The organism is Aliiglaciecola litoralis (genome assembly GCF_039523355.1).
GTDB classification, from domain to species: Bacteria; Pseudomonadota; Gammaproteobacteria; order Enterobacterales; family Alteromonadaceae; genus Aliiglaciecola; species Aliiglaciecola litoralis.
On record NZ_BAAAFD010000004.1, the window covers coordinates 98811 to 114768 of the forward strand.

The 15958-nt window shown below is 46.7% G+C and carries 15 protein-coding genes; 9 read left to right on the forward strand and 6 right to left on the reverse strand.

Annotated features, from left to right (window positions below):
* Window positions 1-96: 96 nt before the first annotated feature.
* From ABD036_RS08950 to hemC, 4 genes are read right to left on the reverse strand one after another with little or no spacing between them, the layout of a single operon-like run.
* Window positions 97-1263, reverse strand: a complete 1167-nt coding sequence (locus tag ABD036_RS08950) for a heme biosynthesis HemY N-terminal domain-containing protein (protein WP_343858892.1) — start codon at window positions 1261-1263, stop codon at window positions 97-99.
* Entirely contained in the window at window positions 1260-2441 is a 1182-nt protein-coding gene (locus ABD036_RS08955) for a uroporphyrinogen-III C-methyltransferase (protein WP_343858894.1), read from the reverse strand. The genes ABD036_RS08950 and ABD036_RS08955 overlap by 4 nt, the downstream gene beginning before the upstream one ends.
* The gene (locus tag ABD036_RS08960) at window positions 2442-3176 is read right to left on the reverse strand and encodes a uroporphyrinogen-III synthase (RefSeq protein WP_343858896.1); all 735 of its coding nucleotides are present in this window, start codon (window positions 3174-3176) and stop codon (window positions 2442-2444) included.
* 4 nt (window positions 3177-3180) lie between these two features.
* Window positions 3181-4107, reverse strand: a complete 927-nt coding sequence (gene hemC / locus ABD036_RS08965) for a hydroxymethylbilane synthase (protein ID WP_343858898.1) — start codon at window positions 4105-4107, stop codon at window positions 3181-3183.
* 841 nt (window positions 4108-4948) lie between these two features.
* Between hemC and ABD036_RS08970 the strand changes: the two genes are divergently transcribed.
* Window positions 4949-5233: a GIY-YIG nuclease family protein gene (locus ABD036_RS08970; protein WP_343858900.1), complete on the forward strand. Its 285-nt coding sequence runs from the start codon at window positions 4949-4951 to the stop codon at window positions 5231-5233.
* Window positions 5234-5822: 589 nt separating this feature from the next.
* Here ABD036_RS08970 and ABD036_RS08975 read toward each other — a convergent pair.
* Both ABD036_RS08975 and cyaY read right to left on the reverse strand, forming a co-directional pair.
* The gene (locus tag ABD036_RS08975) at window positions 5823-6494 is read right to left on the reverse strand and encodes an alpha/beta hydrolase (RefSeq protein WP_343858902.1); all 672 of its coding nucleotides are present in this window, start codon (window positions 6492-6494) and stop codon (window positions 5823-5825) included.
* A 23-nt stretch (window positions 6495-6517) separates the two neighbouring features.
* Complete coding sequence (gene cyaY, locus ABD036_RS08980; RefSeq protein WP_343859297.1) at window positions 6518-6832, reverse strand: iron donor protein CyaY; 315 nt, start codon at window positions 6830-6832, stop codon at window positions 6518-6520.
* Window positions 6833-6913: 81 nt separating this feature from the next.
* Here cyaY and gmk point away from each other — a divergent pair, with 81 nt between their 5' ends.
* The 8 genes from gmk to ABD036_RS09020 all read left to right on the forward strand — a co-directional run bounded on the left by gmk (window position 6914) and on the right by ABD036_RS09020 (window position 15946).
* Entirely contained in the window at window positions 6914-7558 is a 645-nt protein-coding gene (gmk, locus tag ABD036_RS08985) for a guanylate kinase (RefSeq protein WP_343858904.1), read from the forward strand.
* A 108-nt stretch (window positions 7559-7666) separates the two neighbouring features.
* On the forward strand, window positions 7667-7936 hold the full coding sequence (gene rpoZ / locus ABD036_RS08990) for a DNA-directed RNA polymerase subunit omega (RefSeq protein ID WP_343858906.1): 270 nt from the start codon (window positions 7667-7669) through the stop codon (window positions 7934-7936).
* Window positions 7937-8044: 108 nt separating this feature from the next.
* Window positions 8045-10162 (forward strand): bifunctional GTP diphosphokinase/guanosine-3',5'-bis pyrophosphate 3'-pyrophosphohydrolase, encoded by a 2118-nt coding sequence (spoT, locus tag ABD036_RS08995; protein ID WP_343858908.1) that lies wholly within the window; start codon window positions 8045-8047, stop codon window positions 10160-10162.
* Between the two features lie 12 nt (window positions 10163-10174).
* Window positions 10175-10561: a RidA family protein gene (locus tag ABD036_RS09000; protein ID WP_343858910.1), complete on the forward strand. Its 387-nt coding sequence runs from the start codon at window positions 10175-10177 to the stop codon at window positions 10559-10561.
* An 18-nt stretch (window positions 10562-10579) separates the two neighbouring features.
* Entirely contained in the window at window positions 10580-11260 is a 681-nt protein-coding gene (gene trmH, locus ABD036_RS09005; RefSeq protein ID WP_343858912.1) for a tRNA (guanosine(18)-2'-O)-methyltransferase TrmH, read from the forward strand.
* 1048 nt (window positions 11261-12308) lie between these two features.
* Entirely contained in the window at window positions 12309-12938 is a 630-nt protein-coding gene (locus tag ABD036_RS09010; protein ID WP_343858916.1) for a peroxiredoxin-like family protein, read from the forward strand.
* A gap of 175 nt (window positions 12939-13113) precedes the next feature.
* Window positions 13114-15189: an ATP-dependent DNA helicase RecG gene (recG, locus tag ABD036_RS09015; protein WP_343858919.1), complete on the forward strand. Its 2076-nt coding sequence runs from the start codon at window positions 13114-13116 to the stop codon at window positions 15187-15189.
* Window positions 15182-15946, forward strand: coding sequence for a class I SAM-dependent methyltransferase (locus ABD036_RS09020; RefSeq protein ID WP_343858921.1), 765 nt, complete (start codon window positions 15182-15184; stop codon window positions 15944-15946). The genes recG and ABD036_RS09020 overlap by 8 nt, the downstream gene beginning before the upstream one ends.
* The last annotated feature ends 12 nt before the right edge of the window (window positions 15947-15958 follow it).

The following is a 15958-nucleotide window of genomic DNA, read 5'->3' on the forward strand; positions in this document are numbered from 1 at the left end:
GTAATTAATTAAGATTAAAGTAGTCATCGTTACATAAAGATAAAGTGGATTATTATCAATTAATGTAGCGATGACTATTTTATTTTTTAGTGCTGGCTAAACGATCGTCTGTTTGTACAATTCCAACGCGTAAGCATTGTCTTTCTGTGCTTCTTTTATCTGCGCCAGTAACAATAAATCGCGTCTGTCATTTCTTAATTTGATGGCTTTGGATAAGGCTTTTTCGGCAAGCAAATGATCACCCAAATTGAACGCCAGTTGGCCCAAAGTTGATAAAATGTCGACGTTCTTGTCGTCCTTTTTTAACCAGCCTTCGAGTTGTTTTATGGCGCCGTTGGTTTGCAAATTTTTCAGTTGTCGGTACATAGAATAGAGCACAGGAACCGGCCCATTTTTTTGACTATTAACCAACACCATTTGCGCTTCTTCAAACATGGCTTGGTTGATCAACTCTTGCGTATAAGCGGCAACTTGGCCAGGCTCTTTTCTTACTGAGCGAGGCAGGGTTTGCCATTTCTCTTTTAACTTATTCGCTCCTTCTTTACTGGCAAGCTCGGCGAATTCGCCTTGAGATGCTTTGAGCTGCCAAACGTCATATTCGTCGCCTAAAGCCTTTTTCCATTTTGGTAGCTTCTCTTTCAACTGTCCATAACGATGGGTTTGATCAAGTGCATGGGCCCATAGTTTTATAATGCTTGGATCGGATTGAGATTTCTCCGGAAGCTGCTCTATGTATGTAAGTGCTTGCTTACATTCCTCTCTGAACATTAGATCACGGATAATACACAAATTCGCTGCTAAACGAGTTGGCTCATTATCTGCAGCAAACGCCCACAGTTCTCTGGCGCGTTCGTTGTTACCCAATTGCGATTCAGTTTCTGCAAGTGCAAGAATATTGATGCCGTCAAAGTCGTCTTCATCGACCACCTTATTCAAGCGTTTTTGCGCTTCGAGGTAGTTTCCTTCTGCTAAGGAAATTAGACCTTGGCGAAAGGCTTTCTGTCGGCGTCTTTCACTAAAGCCGAATAGCCAGTCTTGTGTGCCCATTAGGAATGAAATGATCGCTTTGGTGATCAGTAACAACAACCATCCGGCTAAGAACAAAACAATGACGGTTGCTATTAGGCCAAAGATAGAAAGTTGCAGCGTGACACTTTCCAGTACGATCAGAAAGTAACCTTCATAATTTATCAGCGCAGGGCCTAGCACCAATCCACTGATAAAGAGGATAAAGATTATGATCAGCAACAGAATTTTTTTCATAGTTCAAACTTCCCGTTTGAAAATGAATTGTTCATTCGGCGCTCAAGCATATCTTGCAACGGTGTTGCGGAATCTAATTGCTCTGGATAGTTGCGCTCTAGCGACGTCATTTCGAGATTCTTCAATGCCGCAGCAAAGTTAACCACCTCGTCAGCGTCCAAATCAAAATGCTCGACAAGTAAACCGATAGCCCTTTGAATACTTTGCTTAAACAAGGTGACTTGTTCTTGCATTACCGCAGATTGCGCTTGCAGCAGGGCATATCTAAGCTGCTCTCTGGCTAACCATTGCTGTTGATCAGACAAGAGCGGTTTAATCGGCGTGGTGTTCACCTGATATTTAAAGTTACTTAAAATATACGCCCAAATTCTAGCCAAGCCTTCTACTTCTTCAGGTTTAGCATTATCGGATTGAGCCTCGGGCAAGGATAGCGGCAGGTTACTGACCTGCTGCACTAAGCCTGATACCGACAGCGCCACTGAGGTTAATGAGACTTGATTGATTTGTTGCAGCGTTTGAATATCGCTGGCAATAAATTGTCTGATGGGCAATAGCGAGGGGTCGGAAAGATCCTGCAATCTGCTATCCGCTGCCTGTAACATGGCCACGGCCGTTTTAACATCTCGTTCTAGCCACAATTTTCTGCCAGCGATACGCACTAGGTAGTCAGCTTCGGCAAGTAACCAATCGGCTGGTCTGCGGCCCGATATATCTTCTAAATTTTTGCGGTTGGTGTCACTTTGTTGACGAGCCATGGCGATTTGTTCATTTAGCGAGGCCAACTCTTGTTGCAAAGCTCGGTTTTGCTGAGCCAGACTATCGACATTGGCATTGACCGACTCAATTTCGCGGCTTTGCTGGCTCAACGCACTTTGTTGTTGGGTGAGCAGGTTCTTTTGCTCAACTAAGGCATTATCTTCCGAATTATCTAGATTTTGCCATTGCATCCATGCCCAATAACCTGCGGCAATTACCGCCAGTACCAGTAAGAAGTTAATTAGGGTAACGAACCAAAGCAATCCGGTTTTGGCTTTTTTGTTAGGTTCAACATTATCCTCTGGAATCGGCTCCTGCTCCTCCATGGTTGCTGACTCTTCTACTTCCAGATAAGACGCATTCTCTATTTCGAGTGCTTTGTTTTCTTCATCAGAAGAATTAGATGGATCTTTCTGCGTCATTTAGCGCTCCAAAAAATGATTGATTGAGTCTTTCAGCTGGGTATCGCTTGCCCCCTCGCTTTGAATGACTTTCTGTATCCCCAGTTTAGCCGCAAATTCCACCAAACGTCGACTAACTACTATCCAAGTTTGTGTTTTTAACCACGATTTATCAAATGTTTCCCATGCAACTTGCATGATTTCGCCGCTCGTAGCGACTATGCATTGGATTTGCGATCTTTGCCATGCTTGCGTTTCAATTGGTGGCTCACAGCGATGACGACGATATAAGTTTACTTCTTTCACCTTAGCACCGCGAGCGGTGAGTTCAGTTGGCAGTAGTGGCCGTCCACCTTCGCCTTTAACCAAAAAAACCGTGCTATTTTGCATATCCTGAAGCTCGGGTAATTCGAGTAAGCCTTCAGAATTAGCTATATCTGGCACTGTTACTTTTTCACCGAGTTCATTGAGATTTACTGCGGTACTTGGTCCAACAGCATATAACTTAACTGACGCTGGCCATGTTATTGCACTTTTTACGACAATATCGGCGGCATGAGTACTGACAAAAATAGCACAATAGCGATGTTTTGGATCTGTTGGGAGTTGGGTTAACTCGCGCTTAAAAGCCGCTAAGTCTTCGATGTTTGGTTCAATTTCAATTAACCCCACCCCCACAGCTGAAATGCCGTGCTGCTTAAGGAACTCGGTACTGGCGATGAGTTTTTCTTTGGGACGCAGCAGTAAAACACTCATTTGATTACTGATAGGCTTCTTGCAAAAAGGCCTGCGCACCTAAGTCTAATAATGCTTGGGCAACGCGCTCTCCTAATGCGATTGGATCTATACTATCACCGGTTTGCTGAGCTTGAATAAGGCCTTTACCAGAAACAGAGCCGACTAAACCGCGCAGATGTAACTGATCCGCCTGCCATTCACAAAAACTGCCAATAGGGACTTGGCAGCCGCCTTGTAACTTGGCGTTCAAGGCTCTTTCTGCAATCACGCAGGTGGCGGTTTTATCATGGTTTAGTGGTTGTAATAAGGCGATCAGTTCAGCATCATCATTTCGACACTCAATCCCCACCGCACCTTGTCCTACCGCGGGTAAAGAAACGCTGCTGTCGATTTGATGGGTGATCCTGTTTTGCATCTTTAACCGGATAAGACCGGCCGAGGCTAAAATGATGGCGTCGTATTGGCCGTCATCGAGCTTGGCTAATCGGGTGTTTACGTTACCGCGAAGATCTTTGATTGTGAGATCGGGGCGACGGGCGGCTAGTTGAACTTGGCGTCTGAGGCTGGAGGTACCCACGACTGCGCCCTGCGGTAGGTCGTCGATACTTGCAAACCGGTTAGACACAAATGCATCTGTGGGATCTTCACGCTTGCAAATGGCATGCAGACCAAAACCTTCAGGAAACTCAACTGGGACATCTTTCATTGAATGAACGGCAATATCGGCCCGGCCTTCTTGCATGGCAACTTCTAATTCTTTGATGAAGAGTCCTTTGCCACCGACCTTTGCAAGCGGTGTGTCGAGAATGACATCACCTTTGGTTGTCATGGGGACAAGTTCTACCGAAATATGCTGGTGTGCCTTTAGCAGCTCAGCTTTTACGAACTCTGCTTGCCATAATGCCAAAGCACTTTTGCGCGTGGCGATCCGTACGACCCGTTGTTTCATGACTACTCCCAATATTCTTTGAGACCATTTTAGAGTTTTGCAGAGTGGATTGGTACAGGCGGATGAAAATAAATCACAAACGTGGACGCTAATAAATGATTTGGCATAAGGTAGTGCTCGTTCTTAACCTGTCGTCCCGGCAGTGCTCTCCATTCATTGTCATCCCGGCAGTGCTCTCCATTTATTGTCATCCCGGCAGTGCTCTCCATTTATTGTCATCCCGGTATTGCTCTCCATTTATTGTCATCCCGGTATTGCTCTTAGGCCGGGATCTTCCAGACGCCTGTTTGTAGTTAACTACGGAGGATTGTTTATGAGATCCCCGACCAAGAGACCTCGGGGATGACGGTCTGATTGAGCGCCTCGGGGATGACAGAGTGTAATGTCATCCCGGTAGTGCTCTCCATTTATTGTCATCCCGGCAAAGCTCTTGGGCCGGGATCTTTTAGACGCCTGTTTGTACTTAGCCTCGGAGTACTTTTTTAGACGCCTGTTTGTAATTAACTACGGAGAATTGTTTATGAGATCCCCGACCAAGAGACCTCGGGGATGACAGAGTGTAATGTCATCCCGGTAATGCTCTCCATTTATTGTCATCCCGGCAAAGCTCTTGGGCCGGGATCTTTTAGGCGCCTGTTTGTAGTTAACTACGGAGGATTGTTTATGAGATCCCCGATCAAGAGACCTCGGGGATGACGGTCTGATTGAGCGCCTCGTGGATGACAGAGTGTAATGTCATCCCGGTAATGCTCTTAGGGGCGCACGCAGTGCCAATATCTTCCAAAAAACTGCACCACAGCCTGATTTTCCTTAGCTATAGTAAACTGAAGGGAGGCTAAGGATGGCTAATGCATATATTTACATAATGACAAACAAACCCTTAGGCGTGCTTTACGTTGGCGTAACGTCAAATTTAAAACAGCGAATTTATCAGCATAAAAGACGCAAATCTGACGGGTTCACAAAGAAATACAATTTACATAGTCTGGTTTATTTCGAGATATTTGATGATAACTACCACGCCATTTGCAGAGAAAAACAACTTAAAAAATGGCATAGGGCATGGAAAATAAAGTTGATTGAAAAAACTAATCCACAGTGGCGTGACCTATATGATGGATTGTAGCGTCATCCCGGTAATGCTCTCCATTTATTGTCATCAGGTAGTGCTCGTTCTTAATCTGTCATCTCGGTAATGCTCTTGTGCCGGGATCTTTTAGACGCCTGTTTGTAATTAACTGCGGAGGATTGTTTATGAGATCCCCGACCAAAAGACCTCGGGGATGACGGTCTGATTGAGCGCCTCGGGGATGACGGTCTGATTGAGCGCCTCGTGGATGACGGTGACGTGTCATCGCGGCAGTGCTCGTTCTTAATCTGTCATCCCGGTAGTGCTCTTGTGCCGGGATCTTTTAGATGCCTGTTTGTAATTAACTGCGGAGGATTGTTTATGAGATCCCCGACCAAAAGATCTCGGGGATGACGGTCTGATTGAGCGCCTCGGGGATGACATTTTTTGAGCGCCTCGGGGATGACGGTGACGTGTCATCGCGGCAGTGCTCGTTCTTAATCTGTCATCCCGGTAATGCTCTTGTGCCGGGATCTTTTAGATGCCTGTTTGTAGTTAGCCTCTGAGTACTTTTAAGGAGGTCCCCGATCAAGAGACCTCGGGGATGACATTTTTTTTGAGGCCTCGGGGATGACACTTTTTTGACCTACTTAAAAATACCCTGGATCCAAGCCGAGATGTCATTTAGCTCTTGCATGCACACGTTGTGCTGCATCACGTATTCTTTCCACTCCACAGAAAAACCATTTTGCTCAAGCACTTTATAAGCTGCGTGGCCTAAGAACAACGGCACAACTTCGTCTTGTTGCCCATGAGCACACAGGATGGGGGTGGTTTTATTCACATCTAGGGCTTCATTGGCTAACTTTTCGGGCTCGCTCATGTAGGTAGAAAGTGCCAAAATTCCCGCCAGTTTTTCTGGATAACGAGTGCCTAGATTAAGCGCAATCACACCACCTTGTGAAAATCCCGCCAACAAAATGCGCTCACTCGGAATGCCATGAGCGCGCTCGGCTTCAATGAGCTTCTTAACTTGCTCGGTAGAGTCTCTCACCCCATCCACATCTGCACGGTTGTTAAAGTCCATGCTTTTTATGTCATACCATGCGCGCATGGGCATACCGTTGTTGACGGTAACGGGGCGCACTGGCGCATGAGGAAACACAAAGCGAATGGCCAAATCATTTGGTAACTTAAGCTCGGGCACAATGGGGGCAAAACCGTTTCCGGAGTCGCCCAACCCATGTAACCAAATAACCACGGCGTCGTAGGGTTTGTTCGGTTTTACTTCGACAAAAGGCAACAGATTATCTGTCATAACTAAAATTCCTTTTCACAACCTTAAGAAAGCTTAACCGGCTCGCCTGCTTGTTTGCTGGCGGCTTCGTCGATAAAAGACCAAAACTCGGCACCCGTGCGCTCATCAATCCAAGTACCATCTTGGTAATTGAAATGGTGACCGTTGAACTTAGTCGCTACCCATAGCTGATGCAAAGGAGCCTGTTTGTTCAAAATAATTTTAGTGGAATTGAGAAAAATCAAAGTCAAAATTCCTTCGGCTGACTCGTAATCGATGTCAACTTCGCATTCATCTAATGCGTCTTCAAGCTGTAAAAACACATCATCTACAAGTTGATGATATTGGCTGTCGTTCATTGGTTGAATTGCCTCATTAGGTAAACGTTCAGAATATGCTAACATTGCCGAATCTTTACTACAGTATTTTTTGATATTTTTATGGCAAACGCTCCAGGAAACCTGTTTATTCTCGCTGCCCCATCAGGTGCGGGCAAATCTAGTTTGATAAACGCACTGTTACAACGACATGCTAGTAGCGGTATGCATGGCAATCGGATGCAGGTGTCCGTGTCGCATACCACCCGAGCGCCAAGACCGGGCGAAATCGACGGTGTGCATTATCATTTCGTCTCTCGGGAAACCTTTGAAGGCCTTATCGAAGAAGGTGTGTTCTTTGAATGGGCAGAAGTGTTCGGTAATTATTACGGTACATCCAAAGTGGTGATTGAGAAAACGCTGCAACAAGGTATCGACGTATTTTTAGACATCGACTGGCAAGGTGCCAGACAAGTGAAAGCACAAATTCCAGATACGGCGACTATTTTTGTGGCGCCCCCCTCAAAAGAAGAGCTTAAACGGCGCTTAACGGCGCGAAATCAAGACTCTGAAGAGGTGATCAGTCAGCGCATGGAAAAAGCGGTCAGTGAGATTTCTCATTATCATGAATTCGACTTTATTGTGATCAATGATGACTTCGATTCAGCTCTAGAAGAGCTTGACGCGATAGTAAGTGCCCGCAGACTACGAAAAGAAAAGCAAGTTATACGCCATGAAGGACTGTTTTCCAATCTGTTGGCAAAATAAACAGGCTCAGAAACATCAAAGATCTTTCCTTCAGGCCAATAAAAACGTAAACTACTCGACCTTTTATAGAATACCCGTACAAAAACCGAACACCGGAGAGAGAAGAATATGGCTCGCGTTACAGTTGAAGATGCAGTAAATAAAATCGGCAACCGATTTGATCTAGTTTTAGTCGCTGCCAAGCGCGCTCGTCAAATTGCAATAGAAGGCAAAGAGCCTCACGTGCCTATGGGTAACGACAAAGCAACCGTAGTTGCGTTACGTGAAATAGAGCAAGGCTTTGTTGATGCGTCTACCTTAGAAGCGGAAGCGATCCGTGACCAACAAGAAAGTGATCAAGCAGAATATTCTTCTGTTGCCAACATCCTTTCTGAGTAAAATCTCGCTGATCCTGAACTCAGTGCAGTTCAGGATCAACATATCGGCTGACAAGCCAACAAAATCCCCGTATTCTTTCACTATCAATTAATGACTGATGTGAACTAAGTGTATTTGTTCGAAGGCCTCAAAAATAAACTAAGTGACTATTTATCTGCCAAAACAGTAGCAGATGTTCAGCGTGCTTACGTTTTAGCCCATGACGCCCACGACGGTCAAATGCGCTCCAGTGGCGATCCCTACATTACGCATCCAGTGGCAGTTGCCGGTATTCTTGCGGATATGCGACTCGATCATGAAACCATCATGGCGGCATTACTGCATGATGTCATTGAAGACACCGCTTATGATAAAGATGATTTATCACGAGAATTTGGCGATACCGTAGCGGAATTGGTTGAAGGCGTGTCTAAGTTAGATAAAATTCAATTTAGCACCAAACAAGAAGCGCAAGCTGAAAACTTCCGTAAAATGATGATGGCGATGGTGCAAGATATCCGCGTCATCCTTATCAAACTGGCTGACCGCACGCATAATATGCGGACTTTGGGGTCGTTAAGACCGGATAAACGCCGCAGGATAGCGCGCGAGACCTTAGAGATTTACGCACCTATTGCCCACCGTCTGGGTATTCACGACATTAAGAATGAACTCGAAGACTTGGGCTTTCATGCTATGTATCCGCTGCGTCATCGGGCCTTACAAGGTGCGGTTAAACAAGCTCGTGGCAATCGTAAAGAAATTATTGAAAATACCCGCAAAGAAGTGGAAACGCGCCTAGCCGCCAATGGCATGCAGGCCGACGTAGTAGGGCGCGAAAAGCACCTGTATTCCATTTATCGTAAAATGAAGAACAAAGAACTGATGTTCAACGAAGTGATGGACATCTATGCATTTAGGGTAATAGTTGACTCCGTTGACAGCTGTTATCGGGCGTTAGGCGCAATGCACGGACTGTACAAACCCATCGAAGGTCGCTTTAAAGACTATGTGGCCATCCCACGTACCAATGGTTATCAGTCATTGCATACATCGTTGATTGGTCCTCATGGTATTCCGGTAGAGATCCAAATCCGTACCAAGGAAATGGACCAGATGGCAGATAAAGGGGTTGCGGCACACTGGTTGTACAAAGACGACGGCGAATCTCCGCAGGGCACCACCGCACAGGTACGGGCTCGCAAATGGATGCAATCTTTACTTGAGCTTCAACAAAGCGCCAGTTCGTCATTTGAATTTATTGAAAACGTGAAAACCGATCTATTTCCTGAAGAGATCTATGTGTTTACGCCAGACGGCCGGATCATCGAATTGCCCATGGGTGCAACGCCAGTTGATTTTGCCTACGCGGTGCATACTGATGTTGGAAATTCTTGTGTTGGCGTGCGCGTAGAACGACGTAATTACTCCCTCAATAAACCGTTGGAAAATGGTCAAACCGTTGAGATTATTACCTCTCCTCGGGCCAAACCTAACGCAAATTGGCTGAATTTTGTGGTCAGTGCCAGAGCGCGCGCTAACATTCGCCATTATTTGAAACGTCAACATTCGCAAGAAGCCATTAGCATGGGGAATCGCTTGTTGCGTCATGCCTTAGGGGCGACTAAATTCGATGATATCCCACAAGCAGATCGCGATCGGGTGGTGGCTGAAACCAAACATAACACCTTTGATGAACTGCTCGCCGATATCGGTCTAGGTAATGAATTAAGTGCCATTGTCGCCCGCCGCCTACTCGGTGAGTCTGAAGAGTTGCCGGATAAGAACCGTAATGTGGCGATCAAAGGCACCGAAGGGTTGCTGGTAACCTATCCTCGTTGTTGTCACCCTATTCCCGGTGATGAAATTATTGCTATATTGAGTCCCGGTCGCGGCATGGTGATCCACCAAGTTGGCTGCAGTAATATTCGAAAACTCAGTAAAGAAGAGCCGCAACGGGTGCTGCCGATGCAGTGGGATAGCGAAGCTCAGGGCGAATTTAAAGCCGCGGTGCGCATTGAGCTAATCAATCATCAAGGCACACTTGCAACATTGACCAATAACGTCGCTTCCTGCGATTCCAACATTATTGGCCTGCAAACCGAAGAAAAAGAAAGTAACGTTTATTATATTGATCTAGAGTTAACCACCAAAAATCGAGTGCACTTGGCAAAAGTGATGCGTAAGATCCGCTCTATGCCAGAAGTGCAGAAAGTATCTCGACATAGTCAAAATCGACAAAATTAAGGTAAAAATAATATGTCTAAGTCCGTAATTAAAACCGACCGGGCCCCGCAAGCTATTGGTACATATAGCCAAGCCATTAAGTCTGGTACTACTGTTTATTTGTCTGGCCAAATTCCATTGGTTCCTGAAACCATGGAAATGGTTTCCGATGATTTTAAACAGCAAGCAATCCAAGTGTTTGAAAATATCACCTCTGTTTGTAACGCGGCCGGTGGTACTACTCATGATCTCGTTAAGGTGAACATTTATCTCACTGACTTATCTAATTTTGCCGTGGTTAATGAAGTGATGAGTCAATATTTCAAACAGCCTTATCCTGCACGTGCAGCCATCGGTGTGCGCGCGCTTCCTAAAGACGCTCAAATTGAGATTGACGGTATCATGGAATTGCCTGAATAAAGGTAGGAGAGCCTGTTAATGTCACCAGAGCGCTATTCAAAAATCCGCAGTATTTTGCAAAAACGCCAGACCACTTTGACCGTGTGTATGGAGCAAGTGCATAAGTCGCACAATGTTTCTGCGGTGGTGCGCAGTTGTGATGCGGTGGGCGTGCATAAAGTGCATGCAGTATGGGATGATAAAACCGAACGTTTGCGCGGTGGCACAGCAATGGGTAGCCAGAATTGGGTTTACATGGACACCCACGATAGCATTGGTGACGCCGTATCCCATTTAAAACAACAAGACATGCAGGTGTTGGTGACCCATCTTTCCGATACTGCGGTGGATTTCCGAGAAATCGATTATACCAAGCCAACGGCGATAATTTTAGGCCAAGAAAAGCACGGTGCGACTGAGCAAGCTATTGAGTTGGCCGACACCGACATAGTGATCCCCATGGTTGGCATGGTGCAATCGTTGAACGTGAGTGTCGCTGCCGCGTTGGTTTTGTACGAAGCACAGCGCCAGCGCGATATGGCTGGCATGTATGATGTGCAGCATCTTGATGAAGCCGCATGTCAGAAAATGCTGTTCGAAGGTGGCTATCCTATTTTTCGTGACCTATGTGATCGTAAAAACCTTCCTTATCCGCAGATTGATGAAGACGGCCAGATTGTCGCCGACGAACAATGGTGGCAAGCCCTGCGCGCGAAGTGACTTGTCATCGCGGTAGGGGCTCCCTTTTCAATGTCATCCCGGTAGTGTTTTTTCATATTGCGTCATCCCGGCAGAGCTTTTGGGCCGGGATCTTTCTGACTCCTGCTTGTACTCAACTTCGAAGGACTATTGCCGAGATCCCCGATCAAGGGACCTCGGGGATGACAACTTTTTTGCCCTCGGGGATGACAGTGACTTGTCATCCCGGTAGTGTTTTTGTGCCGGGATCTTTCTGGCTCCTGTTTGTACTCAACTAAGAAGGGCTATTGCCGAGATCCCCGATCAAGGGACCTCGGGGATGACAGTTTTTTTGCACTCGGGGATGACGGCTTTTTTGCACTCGGGGATGACAGAGAATATTGCGTCATCCCGGTGGTGTTTTTGGGCCGGGATCTTCTAGACTCCTGTTTGTACTCAACTATGAAGGACTATTGCGGAGCTCCCCGATCAAGGGACCTCGGGGATGACGGCTTTTTTGCACTCGGGGATGACAGCTTTTTTGCACTCGGGGATAACAGAGAATATTGCGTCATCCCGGTGGCGCTCTTTTGGGGCGCACGCAGTGCCGGGATCTTTCTGGCTCTTGTTTGTACTCAACTATGAAGGATTATTACGGAGATCCCCGATCAAGGGACCTCGGGGATGACGGCTTTTTAGCACTCGGGGGTGACAGAGAATATTGCGTCATCCCGGTAGCGCTCTTTTGGGGCGCACGCAGTGCCGGGATCTTTCTGGCTCCTGTTTGAACTCACCTACGAAGGACTATTGCCGAGATCCCCGATCAAGGGACCTCGGGGATGACAGTTTTTTTGCCCTCGGGGATGACGGCTTTTTTGCACTCGGGGATGACAGCTTTTTTGCACTCGGGGATGACGGTGACCTGTCATCCCGGTGGTGCTTTTTTGGGGCGCACGCAGTGCCGGGATCTTTCTGACGCCTGTTTGCATTCAACTACGGAGCCTTTTTCACTCTCAACACAAACAATCTGAAATAAAACAGCTATCAGCAAGGTCTAGGTCATCACATTTTATCGTAAACAGGAAACCTCATGCGCATAGCTCATTTACTTATTGTTCTACTTGCTACTTTTTCATTGCAGTCATTTGCTTTGGATCGCAATGTGATCGCCGAAACCGCGGAAGAGGTCACGCCGCTACTTAATGGTCAACAAATTCCCAAAGCTACACTGCGCACTGCCACTGGGTCGCCAGTCAGCTTGCAAGCGCTGGTAATGCAAAAACCATCCATTATTTTATTTTATCGTGGCGGCTGGTGCCCTTACTGCAACCGTCAATTAGCGGAATTAAAAGACATTGAGCAAGAGCTTGTGGATATGGGCTATCAAGTGTTGGCTATCTCGCCTGAATCGCCAAGCCGTTTGCAAGAGCAGAAACTTGAAACCGAGTTCGCAGTGACGCTTTTATCGGATGAATCATTACAAGCGATCCGAGGATTTGGTATCGGCTTCTATGTGCCCGCCGAGACCAAACAGCAATACAAATCAAAATGGAATATTCAGTTAACGGATGAAGCTGGCAGCGAGCGCGCTGTATTGCCTGCTCCCGCCATATTCATCACCGATAAAACCGGGTTGATAAAATTCCAATATGTGAACCCTAATTATAAGGTTCGTCCTTCTGCTGAGTTAATTAGGCAAGCCGCTAAGTTGAGCCTTTAAACGTTAAAGCGCAGTGTTGGCAGGAAACTAATGGCACATTAGTTTCCTCGTCGCTGTGCGTATATCTTGGTTTCAGCGTGTAAACTCCATTTACCTTCTACGAAAAGCATTTCAACTCTTGTATTATCGCCTCCTTATTGCAAAATAGTGTTTCTGTTCAAAATCTAAGGTCATGATGCAGTCTCTTGCTCTAACAAAACTCACGGAACTTAAAGGCGTTGGTGCAAAAGTTGCTGAAAAGCTGACTAAGTTGGGCTTGGTCAGTGTGCAGGACCTGCTATTCCATCTTCCCATGCGTTATGAAGACCGCACTCGCGTGTGTCCCATCGGTGATCTTCAGCCGTTTCTGAGCATCGGTATCGAAGGGGAAGTGATGTCATGCGATGTGCAATTTGGGCGTAAACGTATGCTGGTGGCAAGAGTCAGTGATAATACCGGCACCATCACCTTACGATTCTTCCACTTCTCAGCTGCGCAAAAAAATAATTTAGAAAAAGGCACTTTCATTCGTGCGTTTGGTGAAGTTCGGGCGGGCAAGTTCGGTTTAGAGATGATGCATCCTGAGTATCGGGTTAAACAGCCCGGTCAAACCACAGTATTGGAAGAGGCGTTAACTCCAGTTTATCCTGCCACTGAAGGGATAAAACAAATTACCTTACGGAATCTCACTGAACAGGCTTTGGCGAAACTCAGTAAAGGCGGCTTAGCGGATCTGATGCCCGACAACCTTTATCCTAGTCAGGTCAGTTTGAATGATGCTTTGATGTTGGTGCATCGTCCGTCTCCAGATGTGTCTATGGCGTTATTGGAAGAGGGTAAACACCCAGCGCAACAACGACTGATCATTGAAGAGTTATTAGCGCATAATTTAAGTGTGCTGAAAGTAAGAAAACAAAGTAAGCGCCAACAAACGTTTCCGATCACAGCAGATGCAGCACTGATAACCCAATTTTTGCAAACCCTGCCGTTCGAGCCAACAGGCGCGCAAAAGCGGGTGGTCAAAGATATTCAAGCGGATATGCAGCAAAGCTCGCCGATGATGCGCTTGGTGCAAGGAGACGTTGGATCAGGCAAAACCCTAGTAGCTGCGTTAGCTGCTTTATCTGCGATCAGTGCGGGCTACCAGGTGGTGATGATGGCGCCCACTGAGCTGCTAGCCGAACAACATGCGAATAATTTCAACCAATGGTTTGCACCCTTAAATATCCGTATGGGTTGGCTGGCCGGAAAACTTAAAGGTAAAGCCAGAGACACCGTACTGGAAGAGCTTAAATCAGGGCAGATCGATATGTTAGTGGGCACGCATGCTGTATTCCAAGAGTCAGTGCATTATCATAAGTTAGCACTGGTCATTGTGGATGAGCAGCACCGATTTGGTGTCCATCAGCGGCTGGCTTTACGCGAAAAAGGCGAAGAGCAGGGGGCTTTCCCTCATCAATTGATCATGACAGCAACGCCGATCCCAAGAACCTTAGCCATGACTGCTTATGCGGACTTAGACACCTCGATTATTGATGAGCTTCCTCCAGGACGCACGCCGGTTACCACAGTGGTGGTTTCTGATGCGCGCAGAGGCGAAGTGATTGAGCGGGTGCGCAATGCCACGCTGGTGGATAAAAGACAAACCTATTGGGTTTGTACCTTAATTGAAGAATCCGAAGTGTTGCAATGTCAGGCCGCTGAGGATACCGCAATTATACTAGCCACTGCCTTGCCTGAGTTAAAAGTGGGGCTAGTACACGGCAGATTAAAATCCCAAGAAAAGCAGCACATAATGGATCAATTCAAACAAGGTGAATTGGATCTATTAGTGGCTACCACGGTCATCGAAGTCGGTGTCGATGTGCCCAATGCAAGCTTGATGATCATTGAAAATCCGGAGCGTTTAGGGTTAGCGCAATTACATCAGTTGCGCGGTAGAGTAGGGCGAGGCTCGGTCGAAAGTCACTGTGTTCTGATGTATCAAAGTCCGTTGTCAAAAACCGCTAGCAAACGCTTAAGCGTGCTTCGAGAATCTCATGATGGCTTTTATATTGCCCAGCAGGATTTAGAAATACGTGGTCCCGGTGAACTGTTGGGGACTAAACAAACGGGCTTGGCCGACTTGCGCATCGCCGACTTGATCCGAGATGCCCATCTTATCCCCGAAGTACAAAACATGGCAGCGCACATGTGGGAGCATTATCCAGCGCAATCTCAAGCGATAATTAATCGCTGGCTTGGTCACAAAGAGCGTTACGGTCATGCTTAATTTAATGGTCGAGCACACCGACAATCCGCTTGTCTTGCAAAATGGAAAAACCATCGCCGAAAAATGGGGCTTTGCTTTTGTAACGGAGCAACAATCGGGTATGGCGCTGGTGCTAAGCGAACACTATTTGTCTCTCAAGCAGCTTGATGATCCTAAATTGGGCGCAGTCTATGTCGATTTTGCCTCCGATGCCTTGACCTTCAGACGCCTCCACGGTGGTGGTAAAAAAGAAGCTATCGCCAAAGCGGTGGGTCTCAAAAAAGGCTTTGTGCCTCAGGTGCTTGATGCCACGGCGGGATTGGGCCGAGATGCCTTTGTGTTGGCAAGCTTGGGCTGCGAGGTAGATATGATTGAGCGCTCCCCCGTGGTGTCGGCACTACTTGAAGATGGATTGCAGCGCGCCGAAAGTGAGCCGCAATTGATGGAATGGCTTCCCAAGCGCATGCGTTTACATTTTGGTAAGGCGCCGTTGTTATTAAATAATTGGCAACATAGTAAACCTGATGTAGTGTATTTGGATCCTATGTTCCCTCATCGTAAAAAATCCGCATTGGTTAAAAAAGAGATGCGGCTTTTTCAACAGTTACTGGGACCAGACGAAGATGCGGATGATTTACTCACACCGGCACTTGCTTTGGCAGGACGTCGAGTCGTAGTAAAGCGACCGGAGTCCGCACCTCATCTAGACGGAAAAACGCCAAGCATGGCGATTACCGGTAAAAAACTGCGTTTCGATGTGTATTTTACCAATCTATAACGATTTTAGGAG